This is a genomic window from Streptomyces roseolus (assembly GCF_014649855.1).
In the GTDB taxonomy this organism is placed as follows: Bacteria; Actinomycetota; Actinomycetes; order Streptomycetales; family Streptomycetaceae; genus Streptomyces; species Streptomyces roseolus.
Genome location: NZ_BMTV01000037.1, coordinates 37275 through 57347, shown reverse-complemented (window position 1 = coordinate 57347; position 20073 = coordinate 37275). Strand labels below are relative to the sequence as shown.

The following is a 20073-nucleotide window of genomic DNA, read 5'->3' as shown; positions in this document are numbered from 1 at the left end:
GTGTCACGGTCGACGTTCAGCGGACGGCCGGAGGGATCGGGTCGGTCGGAGAGGCAAAGCCGTCGTACGGGGTCGCGCCGCTGTGCGAGGCCGCGCCGAGCAGGACCGCGTCGGCGCCGAGGCCTGCCCGTACGAGACGGGTCCCGCGCAGCAGGGGGAGGGTCCGGGCGGCGAGTTCGACCCGGGCGGCCTCCTCGTACCAGGGGCCGGCGTGGAGGACCCCTCCGGCGAGGACCACCACGTCCGGATCGAGGGTGCTGACCACTCCGGCGAGCGCGGCGCCCAGAGCCCGGCCTCCGCGCCGCAGGACCGCGCGGGCCGCCGCGTTCCCGTCGGCGGCCGCCGCACCGACCTCGCGCAGGTCCTGGACGTCGGTGTGGGCGGCGTCGCGGCGGAGGAGAGCGGTCATGGCCGGGCCGGAGGCGACGGCTTCCACGTGTCCCATGGCGCCGCACGGGCACCGGTGACCCTGGGCCTCGGCGACCGGGACGTGGCCCAGGTGCCCGGCCGCTCCGTGGCTGCCCCGTACCACCGTCCCGTCCAGTGCGATCGCGCCGCCGATGCCGGTCCCGGCCATGACGGCGACCGCGCTGCGCGCACCCCGGGCCGCTCCTGCCGCCAGCTCCCCGGCCAGGAAGGCCTGGACGTCGCCGAGCAGGGACGTGGGGGCGCCCAGCGCCTCCTCGAGGAGGGCCGCGAGCGGAGTTCCGGCCCAGCCCGGCAGCGCCTCGGTGGCGGAGGCGATGGTGCGGCCGTCCGGTGCCACGACTCCCGCCGTGCCGACGCCGATCGCGGTCAGTCGGGTCCCGGCGGCGGCCGGTTCGGCCAGGGCCCGTATGGCGAGTTCCCGTACGCGGTCGAACACGGCCGCGGCGCCCTCGGCGGCCGGGGTGGCGGCCGTGGCGCGGGCGAGGAACCTGCTCCCCTCGTCGAGGACCGCGACGGCTGTCTTGGTGCCGCCGATGTCGATCCCCAGCCGTACCGCCGGCCCGCGGGAGGCAGAGGCGGTTCGGGCGCCGGGCCCGGTCCCCGGTCCGGTCGTACGGGTCGTCATCCCCGGCGCTCCCTGCTGATCGTGAGGCGGTAGTCGTAGCGGTCCGCGCGGTAGAGGCTGACGGCCCGTTCGACGGCCCGGCCGCGGATGTCCCGGGTGACCCGCTCCACGTGCAGTGCCGGGAACTGCGGGGGGACGTCGAGCAGCGCCGCCTCGCGCGGGCCCACGACGGTGGCGCGGATGGTCTGGTCGGCGGTCTCCGGCGTGGCGCCGACCTGTTCCAGCCAGCTGTACAGGCTCTGCGGTTCGCCGTGCTCGACCAGGCCGGGTACGAGTGCCTCGGGCAGCCACACGTTCTCCAGGCACATCGGCTCGCCGTCCGCCGTGCGCAGGCGCTCCAGGTGGACCACCGGCGAGCCGGGGGTCAGGAACAGGTCGCGGGCGCAGTCCACGTCCGCCTCGGTGCGTTCCAGGACGAGGAGCCTGCTGTCGGGGACCATCCGTCGGCCGCGGATGTCCTCGGAGAACGAGGTGAGGTGCAGCGACTTGCTGATGGTGGCGGGGTCCGCGACGAAAGTGCCGGCACCCTGCACGCGGTAGACGCGGCCCTCCTGGGTGAGCCGCTCGACGGCCCGCCGCACGGTCATCCGGCTGACCGAGTAGCGCTGCATGAGGTCGCGTTCGCTGGGCAGCGCCTCGTGCGGTGCGAGGCCGTCGTCGATCAACGCCACCAGGGCGGTGCGCAGTGCCTCGTGCTTGGGTTCCCGCTCGGTCCCCGGGCCGTTGTTCGTCCCCGTGTCGGTGTTCATCCCTTGACCGCTCCTTCGCCTACGCCCCGGAAGAAGTACCGCTGCAGGGTGAAGAAGAGAAGCAGCAGCGGGACCACGGCAATCATGGTGCCCGCGGCGACGACCCGCTGGTCGTTGGTGAACGTGCCGGAGAGGTACTGGATGCCCACGGTGAGGGTGTAGTTGGCCGGGTCCGACAGCACGATCAGCGGCCACAGGAAGTCGTCCCAGGCGAAGACGAAGCTGAAGATGGCGACGACGGCGGTGGTGCCGCGTACCGAGGGCAGGGCGATCCTCGCGTAGCGCTGCCACTCCCCCGCGCCGTCCAGGACGGCGGCCTCCTCCACCTCGCGGGGCAGGCCGAGGAAGGCGTTGCGGAAGAGCAGGATGGACAGGCTGGTGACGGCCAGCGGCAGCATCACGCCGACGAGGGTGTCGTTGAGGCCCAACGAGCGCATCATCAGGAACTCGGAGACCATGATGGTCTCGAACGGGATGATCATCGTGGCGAGGAAGATCCCGAAGGCGATCCGCCGTCCGCGGAACCGCATCCGGGCCAGGGCGTAGCCGGCCAGGGATCCGAACAGGCAGTTGGTGACGGCGCAGCCCACCGCCACGAGGAGCGAGTTGAAGGCGTACGAGAGGACCGGAACGGTCCGGGCGGCCGACGCGTAGTGGTCCAGGGTGGGGTCGTGCGGCAGCAATTGGGGCGGATAGCCGAAGACGCTCTCGCCGGCGCCCTTGAGCGAGGTGGACAGCTGCCAGAGGAACGGTCCGACCGTGACGACCAGGACCACGAGGAGCAGCAGGTACCGTACGCCGGTGCCTCCGGCCGCGCGCAGGCGCAGCGCGCGCGGCTTGGGCGTGACCGGAGCGGGTGTCTCGCGGGGGGCCGGCGCGGACGGGTGGGCGGAGTCCGCGAGCGGGATCGTGGTGGGGGCGCTCATGCCTGCTGCTCCCGGGAGTTGAGGCGGGTGACGAAGACGGACAGGCCGAGGGTGCCGAGGAAGAGCGCCAGGCTCATCGCGGAGGCGTAGCCGGCTTCCCCTCCCAGGCCGAGCCCCGCCTCGCGGATGGTGTAGACGAGGGTGCGGGCCTCGCCGCCGGGGCCGGCGCTGCCGTCGCTGAGGGTGTAGACCTCCGCGAAGACCTTGGCCGAGGCGATCGCGGAGAGGGTGGCGACGAGGACCATGGTCGGGCGCAGCAGGGGCACGGTGACGCTCGTGAACCGGCGTACGGGTCCCGCACCGTCGACCTCCGCCGCTTCGAGGAGCGAGCGCGGCACGTTGGCCAGGGCGGCGAGGTAGACCACCATGTAGTAGCCCAGTCCCTTCCACACGGTCATGGCCATGGCGCTGAACAGCAGCAGGCGGGAGTCGGTGAGGAAGGGCAGCGGCTCGGCAACGAGGTGCACGGCGCGCAGCAGCGAGTTGACGAGGCCGTCGCTGGACAGCAGCCAGGACCAGATGAGTCCGGCGACCACCATCGAGGCCACGACCGGTGAGTAGAACACCGCGCGGAAGAAGCCGATTCCAGCGATCCTGCGCTGCACCAGGACGGCGACGAGCAGGGGCAGCACCACCATCAGGGGGACCACGACCACGAGGTACAGAGCGGTGTTGCGCAGCGACAGCCAGAACGCGTCGTCCGACAGCAGCCGCCGGTAGTTGTCGAGGCCCGTGAAGTGGCCGCCGCCGAGGGTGCTGGCGTCGGTGAAGGAGAGGACGACCGTGTTGCCGAAGGGGATGAGGAAGAACGTCACCGCGACGGCGAGCGCGGGGGCGAGGAACAGCCAGGGGGCGTACCAGCGTCGGCCGGTCACGGGTCCTCCACGGTGTGCGGGTGGGGCGGGGCCGGCGGCAGAGGGTTCGCGTCCCCGCCGCCGGGGTGGGCTCGGTGGCTCCGTCGGAGCGGGCCGGTGCGGGCGGCTCCGACGGAGGTGGTCCGGCTCGGTCAGCCGGTGATGGCGTTCGCCGCCTCGACGGCCTCGTCGAGGGCCTTCTGCGGGCTGAGCTTGCCCTGGAGGGCGAGCTGGACCTTGCCGATGACGGCCTTGGTGACGCGCTCGTCGTACTGGACGGGCACCAGGTTCCGTCCCTTGGCGATCTGCTCGGCGGAGATCTTCCGTGCCTGGGCCTCCACGGATCCGTCGCCGGCCGCGGTGAAGTAGGGGTCCTTCAGCGCGGCGGAGACGCTGGGGAGCACGGTCACGATCTTGCTGAACGCGAGCTGGTTCTCGGCGTTGGCCATGTAGGAGGCGAAGGAGACCGCCGCGGCCTGGTTCTTGCTGGACTTGGGGACCAGCAGGCCCATGACGGACATGTTCGTCGCCCCGGAGGCCCCGGTGATCTGCGGGCCGACGCCGGTCTGCTCGGCGATCTTCGGCGCGTTCTCCTTGATGATGGTCAGGAAGTTCGGCCCCGACGGCAGGACGCCGATGCGACCGGCCTGGTAGGCCTCGGTCGACTTGCTGTGGTCCTGGGTGATCGAGTCCTTGGGGAAGACGCCCTTCTCGTAGGCGTCGACGAGCTTGCCGAGGTAGGCGGCGGCCTCGGGGGTGTTGAACGTCCACTTCTCGCCCGACTCGTCGAGCAGCGGCACGCCCTGCTTGGCGAGGTCGGTGATGAAGCGGTTCTCCAGGGCCGGGTGGAGGCCGTACGACCTCCCCTTGCCCGCGGTGGAGAGGCCGGCCCCAACGGTGAGCAGTTCGTCGAAGGTGGCCGGGGGCTTCGCGGGGTCCAGGCCGGCCTTCTCGAAGAGGTCCTTGTTGTACATGGTGACCTCGGAGGTGAGGTACCAGGGGATGCCGAAGGACCCCTTCTTGCCCGGGACGGTGAAGGCGTCCCACGCGCCGGGCACGTAGTCGGCCTTGATGTCCTTCGCCACGGTGTCCATGTCGACGAACAGCCCCTTCGCCTCCAGGGCCTGGGCGAACTGCGGGTTGAGGTTGACGACGTCGGGGAGGGTGCCGGCGACGGCGTTCGCCGTCATCTTCTCCTGGGCTCCGGCGAAGGGGATGTCGACCCACTTGACGTCGACGTCCGGGTGCTTCTTCTCGTACGAGGCGATGACGCCCTCGATGTACTCCGTGAACGTCGGCTTGAGTTGCAGCGTCTCGAAGGTGACGGTCCCCTTGAGGGCGCCTCCGGAGCCACTCGTCTGCTGGGCGCCGGCGTCGCCGTCCGCGGTACCGCCGAGTCCACAGGCGGTCGAAAGGGCTCCGAGGGCGAGGGCGACAGATGCGAGACGAGTGCCTCTGCTGGAGGGCATGACGCTCCTAGGGACGATCCGGACACCAGCCGGAAGGGGGAAAGACAGGCCGGGGCGAGGGCCACAGCGCGAGAAAGTGGTCCGTACCACTTGCTCGCTAGAGTCTGCTGAGGGTCGGCCTGCGCGTCAAGAGCCGCCGCGCGTTCTTCTTGAGGCCCGCACGTCCGGAGCCTTCGCGTTCTCCCGCCGACCGGCGGGGAGAACGCGGCCGCGGGTCTTGCCTTTCCTTACCAGGCCATGGGTTGATGTGCGCCGTCACCCCACCGAAGGGAACACTCCGCAATGTCTCTCACCCCCGGTCGACGACGTCTGCTGCTCGCCGCTCCGGCCGCTCTGGCCGCCGCGTTCACGGCCCGTACCACTGCCCTCGCATCACCTTCTTCAGGTACGAACCACTTGTCGGGCGCTTCCGTGCCGGGCACCACCATCACCGAAGGCCAGTGGACGCCGGGCACGCCCACGGCCCCCGGCCCGACGGTCGCCAGGGAACTGCTGCGGCCGCTGCCCGGCTCCATGGCGGGCCCGGAACTCGTGGTGTCCAACAACCCGGAGACCGTCACGGGACCCGGCTGGCTCATGCAGCACGCCCGCACCACCAGCACCCGCGGCGGCAGCGCACGCGCCCTCTCCGGCACGTTCCCGCTGTACCTGTACCACCAGAACAGCACGGGCGGCACGGCATGGCTGCACGTCCTCGTCTCCAACCCCGGAACCTCCACCGTCACGGTGAGCGCCCGGGGTTCGGCGTGGACGAACGCCGACAAACCCCTGGTCCAGGACCCGGCGGGGCGTGCCGGTACGGGCCCCTGCTACGCCACGTCGGCCGACTGGGTCACGGGGAACCTGCGGGGCTACCTCTCCCCCACCTCGGTCGGGCCCAAGAAGGTGGTGCAGGCCGCGCGGATCCCGATGACCGGTTCGATCCTGGACGGGCTCCTGGAGATCACCTCGAGCGGCGGGGTGTACACGTACACGGTGGTCACCACCGACGGCAGCCTCACGACGGCGATCAACCTCTCCCAGACCGACGGCGCCGCCGCGCCGGGCAACATCATCGGCCAGACGGAGACGACGTACGGCCGCGAGGCCGGCGTATACGGCGGCTCCCACTGGTCCACCGGCCGCACGACCATCGACGTCCCCGCGGCCGGCAGTCATCTGGGGCTGGCCCTGAACACCACCGTCCGCCAGGTCGCCGCCCTGGACCAGACGGTCCCGGCCACCGCCGCGCTCCGCGACTCCTCCCAGCGCAGCTGGGGCAACTACGGAGCCCGGTACTCCATCGAGCTGGCCCTGCGCAATCCGTCGGCACAGCCGCGCACCGCGCGCCTCGTCTTCGGCTCCAACGTCACGGGCTCCACCGACGTGCCCGGCAACACCTGGAACGGGGCGATGGCCGTCTCCGTCGACGGCGCCACGGCGGGGATCCAGACGGTGTACGTACGCCCGACCGCCCCGCGCGACACGGTCGGTACGTACGCACTGCCCGCCGGCACGACCCGGACCGTCACCCTCGACTTCATCGTCCCCGGCCTGATCACCGCGGGTTCGCAGTTGCTGCTGGAGAGCGTGGCGGAGTAGCGCGTCGGAATGGGACAGCGCGCGACGAAGTGATCCCCGGCGCGCGCTGCCCCGTTCTGTTCCGTGCGTCACCCGCAGCTCGTGACCGGGGTCCCGTTGTAGAGGTTGTCTTCGGGGACGCTGCGCCGGCAGCCGCATGCGAGGCGGGTTCCGGCAAGAGAACCGCGGTGCCGAAGGCCCACCCGCCTTTCGAGCGGGTGACCTCGATCCGTGTGCCCGAGTCGGGAGCGGCGGCCTCGGCGGGGACCGCCGCGTGCAGGCGGGCGGAGACCGTCTCGTTCAGCGTCGGCCGGACCGGAGACGCGGCGTGGGCGCGTGCGGTGAAGGCGAGCGCGGCCAGGTGGACGGCGGCGCGGTCTGCAAGCCGGCCACGCCGCCCGCGAAGCCGTACTGGGCTCCCTCGCCTCCTTCGGCACCGCCGCGAACGGCTGGCGGACATCCACCGACACCATGGGCGTCTACGGCAACAGCTACTTCAAACGAGCCGCGGTCGCCGCGGGAGGACTCGGCGCGAACCCGCCCGAGGACGCCCTCTACCCCGTCCTCGCCACCGACACCGACGGCAACCCGGCGACCGGGGAGAACGACTACATCCTGCACTTCGACGCCGACGCGCTGCCACCCGCCGACGCGTTCTGGTCCATCACCATGTACGACGCCGAAGGCTTCCAGGCCGCCAACGAACTCGACCGCTTCGCCCTCGGCGACCGCGACAACTGGAACCCGCCGCCGGTCCGCAGGACCAACTGACCGATGCATGCCGCTCCCCGACAACCGACGACGAACTCGCCGCGGTCGGGGCACCCGCACCAACGCGCCGGCGGCAGCCGGTACAGCGCACACAGCCACCGCGAAACCACCGCGACCCTCCAGGGTTCCGCGCCACCGTACGCACCCGGGTCGAGGTCATACCCCCAGGCCAGACAAGTACCGAAGCCGACGCACAGATGGACTGCGCAGGAGCCGCGTGGAGCACCTCACCCCCTGAACACACAGCCCGGGCCGCCCCACATTCCCGAGCCACTATCTCAGGCGTTACCGATTCTGTAGCGACAGCCCACACGATCGCCGACGCCTCACGTCCTCGTGTCGTGTGCGGCAGCCAGCTCGGTGTTGAGCGCGCGGAGGAAGTCCGCGATCGTGCCCAGCTGCTCCGGAGTGAACCGGCTGCGTGCGTTCTCGGTGGCTCGGGCGAGCGGTCTGAAGTACTCACGGGCCAGTGCGCGAGCGTCCGAGTTGTAGACGAGATGAACGACGCGACGATCCGCCGTGTCGCGGACGCGACTGACGTGACCCGAGTGCTGGAGCCGGTCGAGGCAGGCGGTGATCGCTCCCGAGGTCAGACCGAGCTCTTCCCTCAGACGGGTGGGAGTCACGGGACCGTCGGCGGACACCGACGGGTCCATGATCGCAGCGAGGGCGTGGATGTCCGTGCTGTGCAGCCCCTGCTGATGAGCGAAGTCCAGGGTTGCCCGGTTCAGCTCGCGACTGAGCGCGCGCAGCAGGACTGCGTAGGCGAATAGGTCGCTGGCCTGGTCGGAGGGGTCCGGTGAGCTCGGCTGCATGTTCCCATCATAGTTTAACTCAACCATTGAGATAGTTTATCTTTGAGAGACCTTTACTCGTTCGTTCCGATAGGGAGTCGATGAACAGCGCGCGTCGACCAGTCCGCTGGCTGGTCCCTCTTGTCCTCGTGGTGGTCTGGCTCGGCCTGGGAGGCGCCTTCGGCTCCTACGCGGGCAAGCTCGGTGAGGTGTCCACCAACGACCAGGCTGCCTTCCTGCCCCAGAACGCCGAGTCCACGAAGGTGATCGAACAGCAGAAGGCCTTCAACCAGCAGGAGACCCTTCCCGCGATCGTGGTCTGGACAGCCGCCGACGGCGGCGCCGTATCGCCGGCCCAGCAGAAGGCGGCAAGCGCCGCGCTTCAATCGCTGAACGGCACCCAGGGCGTCGAAGGGGCCCCTTCCCCGGCATTCCCGTCGGAGGACGGCGAGGCCCTCCAGGGCGTCGTGCCCCTGGCACCGGACCTGGGTGAGGCACTCGGCGACACTCTGGACAAGATCCAGGCCGCCGCAGACACGGTGCCAGACACCCGAGCCCAGCTCGCCGGACCCGCAGCGACCCAAGGGGATCTGGGAGAGGCGTTCGCCGGCATCGACGGGCTTCTCCTCGGTGTCGCCCTCGCCGCCGTCCTGCTCATCCTGCTGCTGGTCTACCGCAGCATCCTCCTGCCGTTCCTGATCATCATCAGCTCCGTATTCGCCCTCGGAGTCGCCGGCGCGATCGTCTACGTCCTCGCCGACAACGACATCGTCCGCGTCGACGGCCAGGTCCAGGGCATCCTCTCCATCCTCGTGATCGGTGCGGCCACCGACTACGCCCTGCTCCTCACGGCCCGCTTCCGTGAGGAACTGGCCACCACCAGCGACCGCGCCGCCGCCGCCTGGGCCGCCACCCGGGGATCCTTCGGAGCCATCACCGCGAGCGCCGCCACCGTCGCACTCGGCCTGCTCGCCCTGCTGCTGAGCGACCTGACCAACAACAGGGCTCTCGGGCCCGTCGGCGCGATCGGTGTCGTCTGTGCCGTACTCACGACGCTCACCTTCCTCCCCGCCGTCCTGGCCCTGACGGGCAAGGTCGCCTTCTGGCCCGCCAAGCCGAAGTCGGCCGACGCCGAGACCGGCGGCCACGGCATCTGGCGCCGTGTCGCCCATTGGGTGGATACGCGTCCCCGCCAGCTGTGGATCATCACCACGGGCCTGCTGCTGGTCGGCGCGGCGTTCTTCCCCGCCCTGCAGTCCAAGGGGGTTCCTCTCGACGAGCTGTTCGTCAACGACGCGCCGTCCGTCGCCGCCCAGCAGACACTCGGCAAGCACTTCCCCGGTGGCTCCGGCCAGCCGGCTGTCATCATCGCCGACGCCGACAACCAGGCCACCGTCCAGCAGGCCGCAGCCCGGACGCCGGGCGTCGCCGACGCCCAGGTCGTCACCGCTCCCGGCGGAAAGCCGCTCGTTGTCGACGGCCTGGTCCGCATCGACGCGACGCTGTCCGACGCACCGGACAGCGACACCGCCAAGGAAACCGTCCAGAAGCTCCGCGACCAGGTCCACGCCGCGGACGCGAACACACTCGTCGGCGGTTACACGGCTCAGCAGTACGACACCCAGCGCACCGCCGAGCACGACAAGAACCTGATCATCCCCGTCGTCCTCGCGATCATCCTGGCCATCCTGATCGTTCTGCTCCGCTCCCTCCTCCTGCCGATCCTTCTGGTCGCCACCGTGGGTCTGAACTACCTCGCGACCCTCGGCATCGCCGGCCTGGTCTTCGAGCACGGCTTCGGGTTCTCAGGCACAGACGCCTCGGTCCCCCTGTACGGGTTCGTGTTCCTCGTCGCCCTCGGGGTCGACTACAACATCTTCCTCATGTCGCGCGTACGCGAGGAGACTCTGCGGCTGGGCACCAGGCAGGGCATGCTGCGCGGCCTCATCGCCACCGGCGGCGTGATCACCTCGGCGGGAGTCGTCCTGGCCGCGACCTTCGCGGCACTCCTCGTCATCCCCCTCGCCTTCCTCGCGCAGATCGCCTTCATCGTCGCCTTCGGCGTACTGCTCGACACCATCGTGGTCCGCTCGCTGCTCGTGCCCGCTCTCGTCAGGGACATCGGCCCCGCGGTCTGGTGGCCCAGCCGACTGAGCCGAGAGGCACAGGACGACCACACGGATCCGACGGCGGCCAATCCCGAGGAGAACAGCCTGGCAGGCAGCTGAGGCACCCACCGGCGGACGCCGTGGCGGAAGCACCCGCCGCCACGGCGTCCGATGTCTCTCTCCCCCGGTACAGGCACCTACGGTTGCGTCATCGGAAAGGCGTCGACGACAAGCCCGCGGTTCGAGCAGGCGCACTCCGGCTAACGCCTTACACCCGCCCTCCCGGCGCCAAGCTTCGGCACTGTCCTACAGACGGTGACTCAGCATGCCTTTCACGGCGCCGCCGATGGGTCGACCTCGCTTGCCACGACGGCCCGCCACAAGGGCACTCTCTGGGGAGAATCCGGGGAGTACCGACGGCCCTGGGGAGCGCGTGGAAAGAACCGACCGCCCGATGCCGCCCGATCCCGAAAGAAGCTGAAAGACTTATCCGGTCAGGTCAGAGGTGGGTGCAACCGCATCAACGCAGGTCAGCGCCACCCCCTAGACACCTTCATGACAAAGTCCTCCAGGCCCGAGCGAGCCAAAAGCATGGCTTCAGCACCACAGCCGTGCCAACACAGCCAACCTTGGCGTCTGCCGAAACTTGGGCTGCCGAGCAGTCGCAAGGCGCTCGCCCGACCTGCCACGGCCGACTCCCCTCGGGCGACGTCGGGAGCCGGCTGCTAGGGGCGCGTCACGCCGCTTCCCAGAGGCCGGCATCCAAGACCCGGGCGGCCTTGGACCGTGTCCTATGTGGTGAGGCGGTCGTTGAGACCGGCATGGGGCGGGGTACGTGGAGTTGGATTGTTCCGGACGGCTTGTGGGAGATCGCGAAGCCGCTGATCCCACCGTCGAAGACGCGTCCGCAGGGCGGGGGAACACAGGACACGCCTGATGAGACGCTGTTCGCCGCGATCATCTACGTACTGGTGTCCGGATGCGCCTGGCGGGCTTTGCCGCCGTGCTTCGGGATATCGAAGTCCACCGCGCACCGCCGCTTCCTGATCTGGTCCCGGGCCGGCGTCTGGGGCCGGCTGCACGAGGAGATCCTGCACCGCCTCGACGACGCCAGCCTGCTCGACCCGTCCCGGGCGGTTCTCGACTCCGCCCACGTGAGGGCGAAAAAGGGGGCGGACTCACCGGTCCGAGCCCCGTGGACCGGGGCAAGCCGGGTTCCAAAATGCACGTTCTGTCGGACGCGAACGGCCTGCCCCTCATCGTCGGTGTCTCGGCCGCCAATACCCACGACAGCCAAGGGCTGAAGCCCATGATCACGGGCCTCCAAACGAAACACGACCCCCACCGAGGCCGTCATTTCAAACCCCAGCGCCTGCACGCCGACAAGGCCTACGACATCCCTGAGCTGCGAAAATGGCTCCGCGGCAGACGCATCAGTGTCCACATCGCGCGCGAGGGCATCGAGTCATCAGAGCGGCTCGGGCGACGCAGGTGGGCCATCGAGCGCACGATGTCCTGGCTGACCGGCTACCGCCCGCTCAACCACCGCTATGAGCGCCACCCCCGCAACTACCTGGCCTTTCTCGGCCTGGCTGCAGCCATCTGCTGCTACAAGCGACTCGTCCGCCTCACCACATAGGACACGGTCTAAGGCGCTCGATCGCATCGTCCTGCGTGTTGTAGCCGGCCTCTTCACGCTGCTTGCCGAGAGCGTCCCGGAACCGAATCGTGTACGGGTGCGGGCAACGGGTCGGACTGGAACAACCGCGCTCCTTGAAGAACGACCCCATCCCACGAGCGAGCTGTCGAGCCACGTATCAAGCCTTCCGAGCAGGGCGCCGGGCGGCGCAGCAGGCCCCTGCCACGGGTGCAGGTCAGCAAGCGGACATCGTCCGGCCTGATGCTGACCTGTTGCTGACCCGGAGGCGGCGATCAGGGCTCTGACCTGAAGAAACACCCAAACGCTAGATCTTGGACCTGAACATGGTACGAAACATGAAGAAGCTCCCGTTTTATCTGCTCCCTGCCTGCTCATTGCAGGTCAAGGGCGGTCTCCGCAGGTTACAACCATTCACATGTTCGGTCAGCTCCCAGGGACGACGTCCGCGGCCTTCGCGATCTCCATGTCGACGATGATGGTGTCGTCGGTGGCGGTGCAGCCAACGCGCAGGGCCCGGTCGGCATTGGCCCGTGAGCACGGGAGGGCAGCCGGCTCCTCAACGGCCGATCCGATCCATGACATGACCAGTCCGGTCGCCGGTGCGCTGAAGAGGGTTCGGCGCCACTTGCAGGGCACGTTCCCGGGTGCGGGCAGTGTCCCCAGCCACCGGGAAGCCCAGTCCGCCGAGTGCGCGACCGCCCCCGCCCCACCTTCCAGCGCGGTGGTGACGACGTCGGCGCGCAGCCGGTTCTCCGCGTCGGTGCCCGCCCGGAAGCGGAGTACGCGGAGGGCTATCAGCTTGGCCGCCTCCAGGAACGCCTTCTGCCTTCGGGGGTCAGCGGCTTGCGGAGCGCCGCCCACACGGAACCCAGGAACTCGTCACCGGCGCGCACCGCCACCGCGACCCGCGGCAGCGCCACCTCATTACCGAGGTCCGGAAACCTCTCCTCCCTGGTCACGGCCGGACACCGCCCGACGCCGCCACGGTCCGCACGACCGGCTCCTGATCGCCGTCTCCAACCAGGCCCACTCGTCCACCGGCAACGCCCTGCGCATCATCGGCGTCGAACCGCTCATGGTTCCGACCGCGGACCACCGCCTTACGGGCTCCGCGCTCCGTGCCGCCCTCCTCACCGATGCCGGTCCGGCGGGCGTCATAGCAGTGGCCGCAGGCGCGGGCACGACCAACGCCGAAATCATTGATGACCTCGAAAGGAATAGCCTTCGTGGCCCGGGAGTTCGGCCTGCGGTTCCACAGCGAGGGCGCGTACGGAGGCGCCGGTCCCCTCGCCCCGAGCGTGCGGAACCGACAGGCCGTCGGCAGGAATCACCGCCGAGTCGCCGACGCGGTTCGCAGCGGCTTGCCCTCGTCGTCACCGCCTCACAACACGGCACCCACGACGTCTGATGCATGACGATGCATATCTGCTGAACCGACGCGCAGTTCTGTCAGGACCTCCGCCAGGCGGTGGACGCCTTCGGTGATCACCTTTTCATCTGCGCTGAGGCTGATTCGGAAGCATTGGGTTGCGTGCGCGCCCAGGCTCGGAGAGGAGAGGGGGTCCACGAAGAAGTGCCGGCCCGGCACGACAAAGACCTGACGCTCCTTCAGGTGGTGGTAGAGGGTGACGTCGTCGAACCACGGGTGGTCCACCCAGAGCCAGCAGAACATCCCGCCGACGCCGGAGTGCATCCGCCAGTCGATGTCCTTCGGCAACAGTTCCGACAGGAGTTCCTCGGCAAAGCGCTTCTTCTGCCGATAGTAGGGTGCGATCGCCGTGTGCGTGACGTGGTCGAGCTGTCCGTCCCTCAGGGTGCGGGCCAGCGCCGCCTGGGTGAGCTGCGGTGCGTGGAGGACGGAGTTGGACATGAACGACGCCAAGGCGTCGATGTACTGTGGCGCGCCGATCGCGAAGCCGATCCGCTCGCCAGGGAGGCCCGCTTTCGACGCCGAGAAGCAGTGGACGACCTGGCTGTGCAGCATCGGCTCGGTGTGCACCTCGGCGACCTGCGGAAACGGCGAACCGTAGGCATGGTCGATGAAGAGCGGGACGTCACGTTCCACCGCCAGCGCGGTCAATGCGTCCACGTCTGACCGCTCGAGGGCCCGGCCGGTGGGATTGCCGGGGCTGGAAACCAGCAGCATGCCGATGTCCGACTGTCTGTGCAGTGCGTCGAGGTCCAGCGCGTAGCGGAAGCGATGGCTTCCCTCCCGCTGGATCAGCGGCGCGATTCCCACGATGCCACCGTCGTGCATGCACAGGCCCTGATACCCAGTGTAGTCGGGGACCATGGGCAGGACCACCCGCCGGTCCCCGAGGGTCCCGGGCCCGGCGAAGAGAGAGGCTGCGGCGAAGCAGACCATCTGGCTGCCGGGGCCGACGACTATGTTCTCCGGTCCCAGCTCCCAGCCGTACCTCCGGTTGAAGTAGCCGGCGATGGCCTCGACGAGGACCTGGCTACCGCGTGAGGGGCCGTAGTGGCAGCTGGCCTTGCCGAAGTCGTCGGCCAGCGATTCCGCCAAGGCGGCCCGCCACATCTCACGTGCCGCGGGGATGGGGGCCGGATTGCCCACGCTGAGGTTCAGCCAATCGTCTGCCGAGGCCCCCGCAGTGCTGGCGGCGACGTCATCCATGATGCTGCGCAATCCGGAGACGCCGGCCATCTTGGCCCCGCTCTGTGACAACTGCATGTACCTCTCCTCATCGTCCAAACGATCCGGCGTCAGGTCCGGCCCCGGGGCGCGTCACCAGCGGTGGTGCACCTGTCCGCGGATCCGGCGGTCGTACAGGTCCTCGACGGCGGCGAGCGTGTGCTCCGGCAGCTCCGGCAGGTGCGCGGCTGCGGAGTTGGCCCGTACCTGCTCCACCTTGGTCGCGCCGGGAATCACCGTGGTCACACCAGGCTGCTGAACGATCCAGCGAAGAGCCGTCTGCGCGGTGGTCGCACCCTCCGGAGCCAGTGCGGCAAACTCCGCCGCCGCCGCCAGACCCCTGTCATAGTCGACACCGGAGAACGTCTCCCCGACGTCGAACGACTCGCCGTGCCGGTTGTAATTGCGGTGGTCGTCCGCGGCGAAGACCGAATCGGACCGGAACCTGCCCGACAGCATTCCCGAGGCGAGGGGCACCCGGGCAATGACCGCGACCCCTGCGGCGAGCGCCGCCGGGAGCACCCTCTCGAGCGGCTTCCGTCGGAACGGATTGAGAATGATCTGGACGCTGGTCACGTTCGGACGCGCGATCGCGGCGAGTGCCTCGTCACATGTCTCCACGCTGACGCCGTATGCCGCGATCGCCTTCTCCGCCACCAAGGCGTCGAGCGCGTCGTAGACAGCGTCCCGCACAAACACCGGCGTGGGTGGACAATGCAACTGCACAAGGTCCAGCATGTCAACGCCGAGATTGGTGCGCGAACGATCCGTCCACGTCCGGAAATTGTCCAGGGTGAACTCATCCGGCTCCTGCGGGGCCCGTCGGCCCATCTTCGTAGCGACGAAGATCTCCTCGCCCCCGGCACCGCGGCGCTCGCTCAGGAACCGCCCGATCAACTTCTCGCTGCGGCCGTCCCCGTACACATCCGCGGTGTCGAAGAATGTCACACCACTGTCCGCCGCAGCCGTCAGGATTGCCAACGCATCCTGCTCGTCGACCACGCCCCAGTCCGCGCCCAGCTGCCAGGTCCCGAGACCGACAACCGACGCCGACCTGCCCATTCTGTTGAACTCTCGCTGCTCCACGCCGGGCACACTAATCCACTTCGCACCCGGTCCCGCAAGGGAGTTGATCAGAACCAGCGGTTCAGCTCCATGGCCACGCCGTCCTCGGTGATCGAGCCGGTCACGGCGTCCGCGGCTGCCTTCACGGCGTCCTTGGCCTGTCCCATCGCGACGCCACGGCCCGCCCACTGGAGCATCTCGATGTCGTTCATCCCGTCACCGATGGCCAGCACGTCCTGGCGCCCCAGACCGAAACTCTCGGCGAGCACCGCGAGTCCGGAGATCTTCGACACACCCTCGGGGGCGAACTCCTGATGCCGGTGGGGTGCCGCCGCCGGGTCACGCACGAGCACCCTGGTGACGGGCTCGGCCATCAGCTTCTCGATCGGATCGATCCACATTTCCCCGCCTATCTCCCCACTGGGAAAAGGCTGGTTGACCCGATAGCCGCGGCCCACGACCTCCACCGCGACGAGCGCCTCGGGAAGCTTGCGTAGGGCGGCCTCGACGACGGGTCGGGGATCGAACGTCAGGGTTCTCGTCACCTCGAAGGGCTGATACGAGAAGGTCACCGCACCGTTACTGGCCACACAATGGCCGGTTTTCAACTCAAACATGCGGATGACGCTCTGGGCGGCGAACATCCCGCGTCCGGTCGCCAGCACCACGTGCGCGCCCGATTTGATCACGTTGTGCACCGCTTCGATGACCGACCTCGTCGCCTCGTCGTCGAAGTTGATGAGCGTGTCATCGATGTCCAGCGCCACCATGCCGTACTTGCCTGTGGTCATGAATGCGCAACCCCGCTTCCTGTCCGGCGATCGTTTCGGAGCGGCCAGTCTGAGTCACCGCCGACCCCGTGGCAACAGTGATCGACTTGCCCGGAAAGCCTCTGAAACAGGGTGGTTGGGACCTTGTGGATCTTGCAGGTCGGATCCAGAATCGACTCTTTACGTTGCCAGTCGATCTAGATATGGTCGCGCCGTGTCCATCGTAGAAGTTAACAATCTTAAACGCTCATATCGGACTCGCACCGGCATCTTCAGCCGAGAACGCAAGGTGGTGGACGCCGTACGCGGCGTGAACTTCACCATCGAGCGGGGCGAGTTGTTCGGCTTGCTCGGCCCGAACGGCGCAGGCAAGACCACGACGATAAAGATGCTGACCACGCTGCTCCTTCCGACCGGAGGATCTGCAACGGTACTTGGCCACGACGTCGTCACCTCGGCGCGCCAAGTCCGTCGCGACATCGGGTACGTCTTCGGCGGTGACCGCGGCCTGTACGACCGGCTCTCCGCCTGGGACAACCTTCGCTACTTCGCGGAGCTTTACGGGCTGCCGCCCGCCACCCAGCGCGCCCGGATCGGCGAACTGCTCGAACTTGTCGGCCTGGCCGGACGCGAGAAGGAACGCGTCGAGGGGTTCTCCCGCGGCATGAAGCAGCGCCTGCACATCGCGCGCGGCCTGCTGCACGACCCGGAACTCATCTTCCTCGACGAACCGTCGATCGGCATCGACCCGGTCGGCGCGCGCGAGTTGCGCGGTACCATCGCCCGGCTCAAGGAGTCCGGGAAGACGATCCTGCTCACCACGCACTACATGTTCGAGGCCGACGAGCTCTGCGACCGCATCGCCGTCATCCAGAACGGGAGCGTCGTCGCCGAGGGCAAGCCCGACGAACTCAAGAAGCGCGTCTCCGCGGGGCGCGTGCTGGAAGTGGAGACCTTCGGCCTGGCCGAGGGCGAGCTCGAGGCCGTCCGTGCCCTGGCCGGCATACACACCGTGGCAGTTGAGGAGCGGGAGACCACGCAGGTCCTCAACATCCAGGCCGAGGCCGACGCCGAGATCACGAGTGAGGTGCTCGCGGCTCTGACGGAGACACGCGTGGGAAGGGTTGCCTGGCGCGAGCCCACGCTTGAGGACGCCTACGTGGAACTCGTGACCGCCTCATGACCCGCCGCTCACCCCTGCTCGCCGTCCCCCGGTTCCTGATCGTGGCCTGGTGGATCCAGATCAAGATCATCGCGACCTCTGCCTTCGACGGCTTCCTCCAGGTGGTGTGGCCGCTGTTCTTCGCCACCTCGGCCTTCCTGGTCTACCGGGTCTCGCCCGATCCCGACGTCATGGTGTACGCCGCATTGGGCGCGTCCATGATGGGTGTGTGGTCCGCCATCGCCACCACGGCCAGCAGCGCCCTCCAGCGCGAACGTTTCGGCGGAACCCTGGAGTTGATGGTCTCCTCACCGACGCCCTTCGCGCTGACCCTGATTCCCATCACCGGGGCCATGGCCTCGCTCGGGCTCTACAGCATGGGCGCGACGCTGCTCTGGGGCTGGCTGGTCTTCGACATCCCGCTGCACATCGCGAGCCCGGTGGCCTTCGTGGCCTGCGTGCTGCTCTCGATCATCTCGGTTTCCATGGTGGGCTTCATGCTTTCCGTCACGGTCGTCCGCTACCGCACGGCCTGGGCACTGGGCAACGTGTTGGAGTACCCGGGCTGGCTGCTCTGCGGCTTCCTGGTCCCGCTCAGCATGTTCCCCGACTGGGTCGCCGGCGTCTCACGGGTCCTGCCGCCCACGTGGGCGGTCCAGGCCATCCGGGAGTCGGCGAACGGCGAGTCCCCGTGGGTCTCTCTCGGAATCTGCGCGGCCCTCGGTTTGGCCTACGGCATCGTCGCAGCAGTGCTCTCCGAGAACATCCTGCGGTCCGCCCGCCGGCAAGCCACCCTTTCGCTCACCTAGGAGTGTTGTGTCCTCGATCCGACTGTTCTTCGTCGGTGGACTGATCAGCTTCCGTGCGTTGTTCAGCTGGCTCAGCCCGTGGATCTACATCCCGAGCCTGCTGATCGCCCCGATCTTCCAGATACTGCTGTTCGTCAACCTCGGGCGTGCCGCCGACGTCGGCTCCGACTCGTTCTATCTTGTCGGCAATGCCATCCAGTACATCGCGATCCCCTGCCTGTTCGGCATCGCGAACACCATCGCCGGTGAGCGTTTCACCAGCACACTCGGGATCATCCTCGCGAGCCCTGCGCGCCGGATCCCCTTGTTCCTCGGCCGTGCCCTCCCCACGCTGGCCAACGGCTGGATCGTCGCCTTGTTCGGTCTGTCGGTCGGCTCCCTGCTGCTCGGCGTGCAGGTACCCGGTTCGGCATGGCCGAAGATCATGCTGATCGCGCTGGTTGCTGCGGCCTCGTGCACCGGACTCGGCATGCTCAACGCCGCAGTGGCACTCAGGGTCCGTGAAACCTCGGTGCTTTCCAACATCACGTTCGGCATCCTTCTCATCTTCTGTGGAGTAAACGTACCGCTGGAGATGCTGCCGGACTGGATGGCGCACATCAGCTCCGTCCTTCCGCTCACGCATGCCATCGAGGCGGCCCGTGCCGTCGTCGCAGGCGCCGACCTGGGCACCGTGGGCTCGTTGCTGGCCAAGGAAGCGCTGATCGGCACGGTGTTCTGCGTGCTGGGCCTCGTGGCCCTGCGGTTCCTCGAGGACCAGAGCCGCCGAACCGCATCGCTCGACCGGATGTGAGGGCGGCCCATGTCATCCTTCGAAACCACAGGTCTGAGGGTCACCGCGGTCGCGCACCCGGACGAGCTCCGGGCCGAGCTGGAGCACGCCGGGCCGGAGCGGCCCAACATGGTGCAGCTCACGCTCGATGACGACCGGCACTGGGAGGCCCTGCGCGATCCGGACCTGGTGGTACGGCCGACGTGGCTGCACTGGGTGGCGTCGGCGTCGGGCGGCTCGGCCGGCCTCGTCGAACGGCAGAGCCCGAAGCAGCGGAGACGCAGCCGTACGGCCTTGAGCCAACTGGACCGGATGACGATGGAGATCTCCGAACCCATCGACGAGTCACGCTACGACGAATGGGCCGAGCTCTATTCGGCACAGGTGGGAAGGATGCGGCTCGGCCACGACTTCGCCGCCCAGTACCGCTCGGGAACCCTGGCGCCGGACTCGCCGTTTCTGCTCGTCACCTGGCGGGAGGACGGCGAACTGGCCGGAGGTGTCGTCGTCCGGTTCGACCCCGGACTCTCCGCACTCGTGACCCGTTTCAGCGCGGTGGCACCGGACCGGCGTGGCGCTGAGATCCCGCGCGGGATGTATCTCGCGCTGGCCGACCTCGCGGCGTCGCGCGGTATGCGCTGGCTGTCGCTGGGAAACGACATCAACCTGTACGGGACGGTGACCCACCCGGGGCTCTGCGCGTTCAAGCTACGACTCGGTTTCCGGCCGGTACCGGGTGACCTGTTGGGCAACGGCTCCTGCCGCACCGTCGCCGAGCGTCTGGTCGACGTGCGCGACATGGATCTTCCGGTGCTGCGCTTCGAGTACACGGGCCGGCGGGACGCGGATGCGGAGCTGCCCGACTTCGTCGACGGGGCGCAGGCCCTGCGGTTGGTC

General features: G+C 68.7%; 18 protein-coding genes and 1 pseudogene. 8 read left to right on the top strand and 11 right to left on the bottom strand.

Annotated features, from left to right (window positions below; translation table 11 throughout):
* Window positions 1-16 precede the first annotated feature (16 nt).
* The 5 genes from IE245_RS32275 to IE245_RS32255 form a co-directional block, all read right to left on the bottom strand.
* On the bottom strand, window positions 17-1054 hold the full coding sequence (locus tag IE245_RS32275) for an ROK family protein (protein WP_189954163.1): 1038 nt from the start codon (window positions 1052-1054) through the stop codon (window positions 17-19).
* Window positions 1051-1803 (bottom strand): GntR family transcriptional regulator, encoded by a 753-nt coding sequence (locus tag IE245_RS32270; RefSeq protein ID WP_189954161.1) that lies wholly within the window; start codon window positions 1801-1803, stop codon window positions 1051-1053. Before IE245_RS32270 ends, IE245_RS32275 begins: the two co-directional genes overlap by 4 nt.
* Window positions 1800-2729: a carbohydrate ABC transporter permease gene (locus IE245_RS32265; RefSeq protein WP_189954159.1), complete on the bottom strand. Its 930-nt coding sequence runs from the start codon at window positions 2727-2729 to the stop codon at window positions 1800-1802. The genes IE245_RS32270 and IE245_RS32265 overlap by 4 nt, the downstream gene beginning before the upstream one ends.
* A complete protein-coding gene (locus IE245_RS32260; protein ID WP_189954157.1) occupies window positions 2726-3604 on the bottom strand; it encodes a carbohydrate ABC transporter permease in 879 nt (292 codons plus the stop codon). The genes IE245_RS32265 and IE245_RS32260 overlap by 4 nt, the downstream gene beginning before the upstream one ends.
* Before the next feature lie 131 nt (window positions 3605-3735).
* Window positions 3736-5052 carry an ABC transporter substrate-binding protein gene (locus IE245_RS32255; protein WP_189954155.1) on the bottom strand — a complete coding sequence of 439 codons (1317 nt, stop codon included), beginning with the start codon at window positions 5050-5052 and terminating at the stop codon, window positions 3736-3738.
* A gap of 396 nt (window positions 5053-5448) precedes the next feature.
* Between IE245_RS32255 and IE245_RS32250 the strand changes: the two genes are divergently transcribed.
* Window positions 5449-6633, top strand: a complete 1185-nt coding sequence (locus IE245_RS32250; protein WP_189954153.1) for a DUF3370 family protein — start codon at window positions 5449-5451, stop codon at window positions 6631-6633.
* A gap of 450 nt (window positions 6634-7083) precedes the next feature.
* Window positions 7084-7383 carry a DUF1214 domain-containing protein gene (locus IE245_RS32245; RefSeq protein ID WP_189954151.1) on the top strand — a complete coding sequence of 100 codons (300 nt, stop codon included), beginning with the start codon at window positions 7084-7086 and terminating at the stop codon, window positions 7381-7383.
* Between the two features lie 326 nt (window positions 7384-7709).
* Here the strand turns inward: IE245_RS32245 and IE245_RS32240 are convergent, their stop codons facing one another.
* Window positions 7710-8198, bottom strand: a complete 489-nt coding sequence (locus IE245_RS32240; RefSeq protein WP_189954150.1) for a MarR family winged helix-turn-helix transcriptional regulator — start codon at window positions 8196-8198, stop codon at window positions 7710-7712.
* Between the two features lie 80 nt (window positions 8199-8278).
* Between IE245_RS32240 and IE245_RS32235 the strand changes: the two genes are divergently transcribed.
* Window positions 8279-10405 (top strand): MMPL family transporter, encoded by a 2127-nt coding sequence (locus IE245_RS32235; RefSeq protein WP_189954148.1) that lies wholly within the window; start codon window positions 8279-8281, stop codon window positions 10403-10405.
* A gap of 701 nt (window positions 10406-11106) precedes the next feature.
* Window positions 11107-11924 (top strand): IS5 family transposase gene (locus IE245_RS32230; RefSeq protein ID WP_189954146.1). Its coding sequence is split into 2 segments (ribosomal slippage): window positions 11107-11464 and window positions 11464-11924, totalling 819 coding nucleotides; the frame shifts between segments, so codons are not numbered across the junction.
* 10 nt (window positions 11925-11934) lie between these two features.
* On the opposite strand, the pseudogene IE245_RS38290 reads toward IE245_RS32230, so the two are convergent.
* The 5 genes and pseudogenes from IE245_RS38290 to IE245_RS32210 all read right to left on the bottom strand — a co-directional run.
* Window positions 11935-12075, bottom strand: a pseudogene (locus IE245_RS38290) (tyrosine-type recombinase/integrase); the annotation flags it as partial.
* A gap of 293 nt (window positions 12076-12368) precedes the next feature.
* Entirely contained in the window at window positions 12369-12806 is a 438-nt protein-coding gene (locus IE245_RS37405; RefSeq protein ID WP_229851794.1) for a hypothetical protein, read from the bottom strand.
* A gap of 520 nt (window positions 12807-13326) precedes the next feature.
* Window positions 13327-14637 (bottom strand): valine--pyruvate transaminase, encoded by a 1311-nt coding sequence (locus IE245_RS32220; RefSeq protein ID WP_189954143.1) that lies wholly within the window; start codon window positions 14635-14637, stop codon window positions 13327-13329.
* A 54-nt stretch (window positions 14638-14691) separates the two neighbouring features.
* On the bottom strand, window positions 14692-15684 hold the full coding sequence (locus tag IE245_RS32215) for an aldo/keto reductase (RefSeq protein WP_229851790.1): 993 nt from the start codon (window positions 15682-15684) through the stop codon (window positions 14692-14694).
* Window positions 15685-15731: 47 nt separating this feature from the next.
* Window positions 15732-16454: an HAD family hydrolase gene (locus IE245_RS32210; RefSeq protein WP_229851789.1), complete on the bottom strand. Its 723-nt coding sequence runs from the start codon at window positions 16452-16454 to the stop codon at window positions 15732-15734.
* A gap of 193 nt (window positions 16455-16647) precedes the next feature.
* On the opposite strand from IE245_RS32210, the gene IE245_RS32205 reads away from it, so the two are divergent.
* From IE245_RS32205 to IE245_RS32190, 4 genes are all read left to right on the top strand, one after another.
* A complete protein-coding gene (locus tag IE245_RS32205) occupies window positions 16648-17616 on the top strand; it encodes an ABC transporter ATP-binding protein (RefSeq protein ID WP_189954141.1) in 969 nt (322 codons plus the stop codon).
* Entirely contained in the window at window positions 17613-18404 is a 792-nt protein-coding gene (locus IE245_RS32200) for an ABC transporter permease (protein WP_189954139.1), read from the top strand. Before IE245_RS32205 ends, IE245_RS32200 begins: the two co-directional genes overlap by 4 nt.
* A gap of 7 nt (window positions 18405-18411) precedes the next feature.
* On the top strand, window positions 18412-19197 hold the full coding sequence (locus IE245_RS32195) for an ABC transporter permease (protein WP_189954137.1): 786 nt from the start codon (window positions 18412-18414) through the stop codon (window positions 19195-19197).
* Window positions 19198-19206: 9 nt separating this feature from the next.
* Window positions 19207-20073: GNAT family N-acetyltransferase (locus IE245_RS32190; RefSeq protein ID WP_189954135.1), on the top strand; the 867-nt coding region annotated here is incomplete at its 3' end.

Bases quoted from the DNA above. Each gene is read 5' to 3' on its own strand.
- IE245_RS32275 (WP_189954163.1), bottom strand. From the start codon at position 1,054: ATGACGACCCGTACGACCGGACCGGGGACCGGGCCCGGCGCCCGAACC.
- IE245_RS32270 (WP_189954161.1), bottom strand. From the start codon at position 1,803: ATGAACACCGACACGGGGACGAACAACGGCCCGGGGACCGAGCGGGAA.
- IE245_RS32265 (WP_189954159.1), bottom strand. From the start codon at position 2,729: ATGAGCGCCCCCACCACGATCCCGCTCGCGGACTCCGCCCACCCGTCC.
- IE245_RS32255 (WP_189954155.1), bottom strand. From the start codon at position 5,052: ATGCCCTCCAGCAGAGGCACTCGTCTCGCATCTGTCGCCCTCGCCCTC.
- IE245_RS32245 (WP_189954151.1), top strand. From the start codon at position 7,084: ATGGGCGTCTACGGCAACAGCTACTTCAAACGAGCCGCGGTCGCCGCG.
- IE245_RS32240 (WP_189954150.1), bottom strand. From the start codon at position 8,198: ATGCAGCCGAGCTCACCGGACCCCTCCGACCAGGCCAGCGACCTATTC.
- IE245_RS32235 (WP_189954148.1), top strand. From the start codon at position 8,279: ATGAACAGCGCGCGTCGACCAGTCCGCTGGCTGGTCCCTCTTGTCCTC.
- IE245_RS32220 (WP_189954143.1), bottom strand. From the start codon at position 14,637: ATGCAGTTGTCACAGAGCGGGGCCAAGATGGCCGGCGTCTCCGGATTG.
- IE245_RS32210 (WP_229851789.1), bottom strand. From the start codon at position 16,454: ATGACCACAGGCAAGTACGGCATGGTGGCGCTGGACATCGATGACACG.
- IE245_RS32200 (WP_189954139.1), top strand. From the start codon at position 17,613: ATGACCCGCCGCTCACCCCTGCTCGCCGTCCCCCGGTTCCTGATCGTG.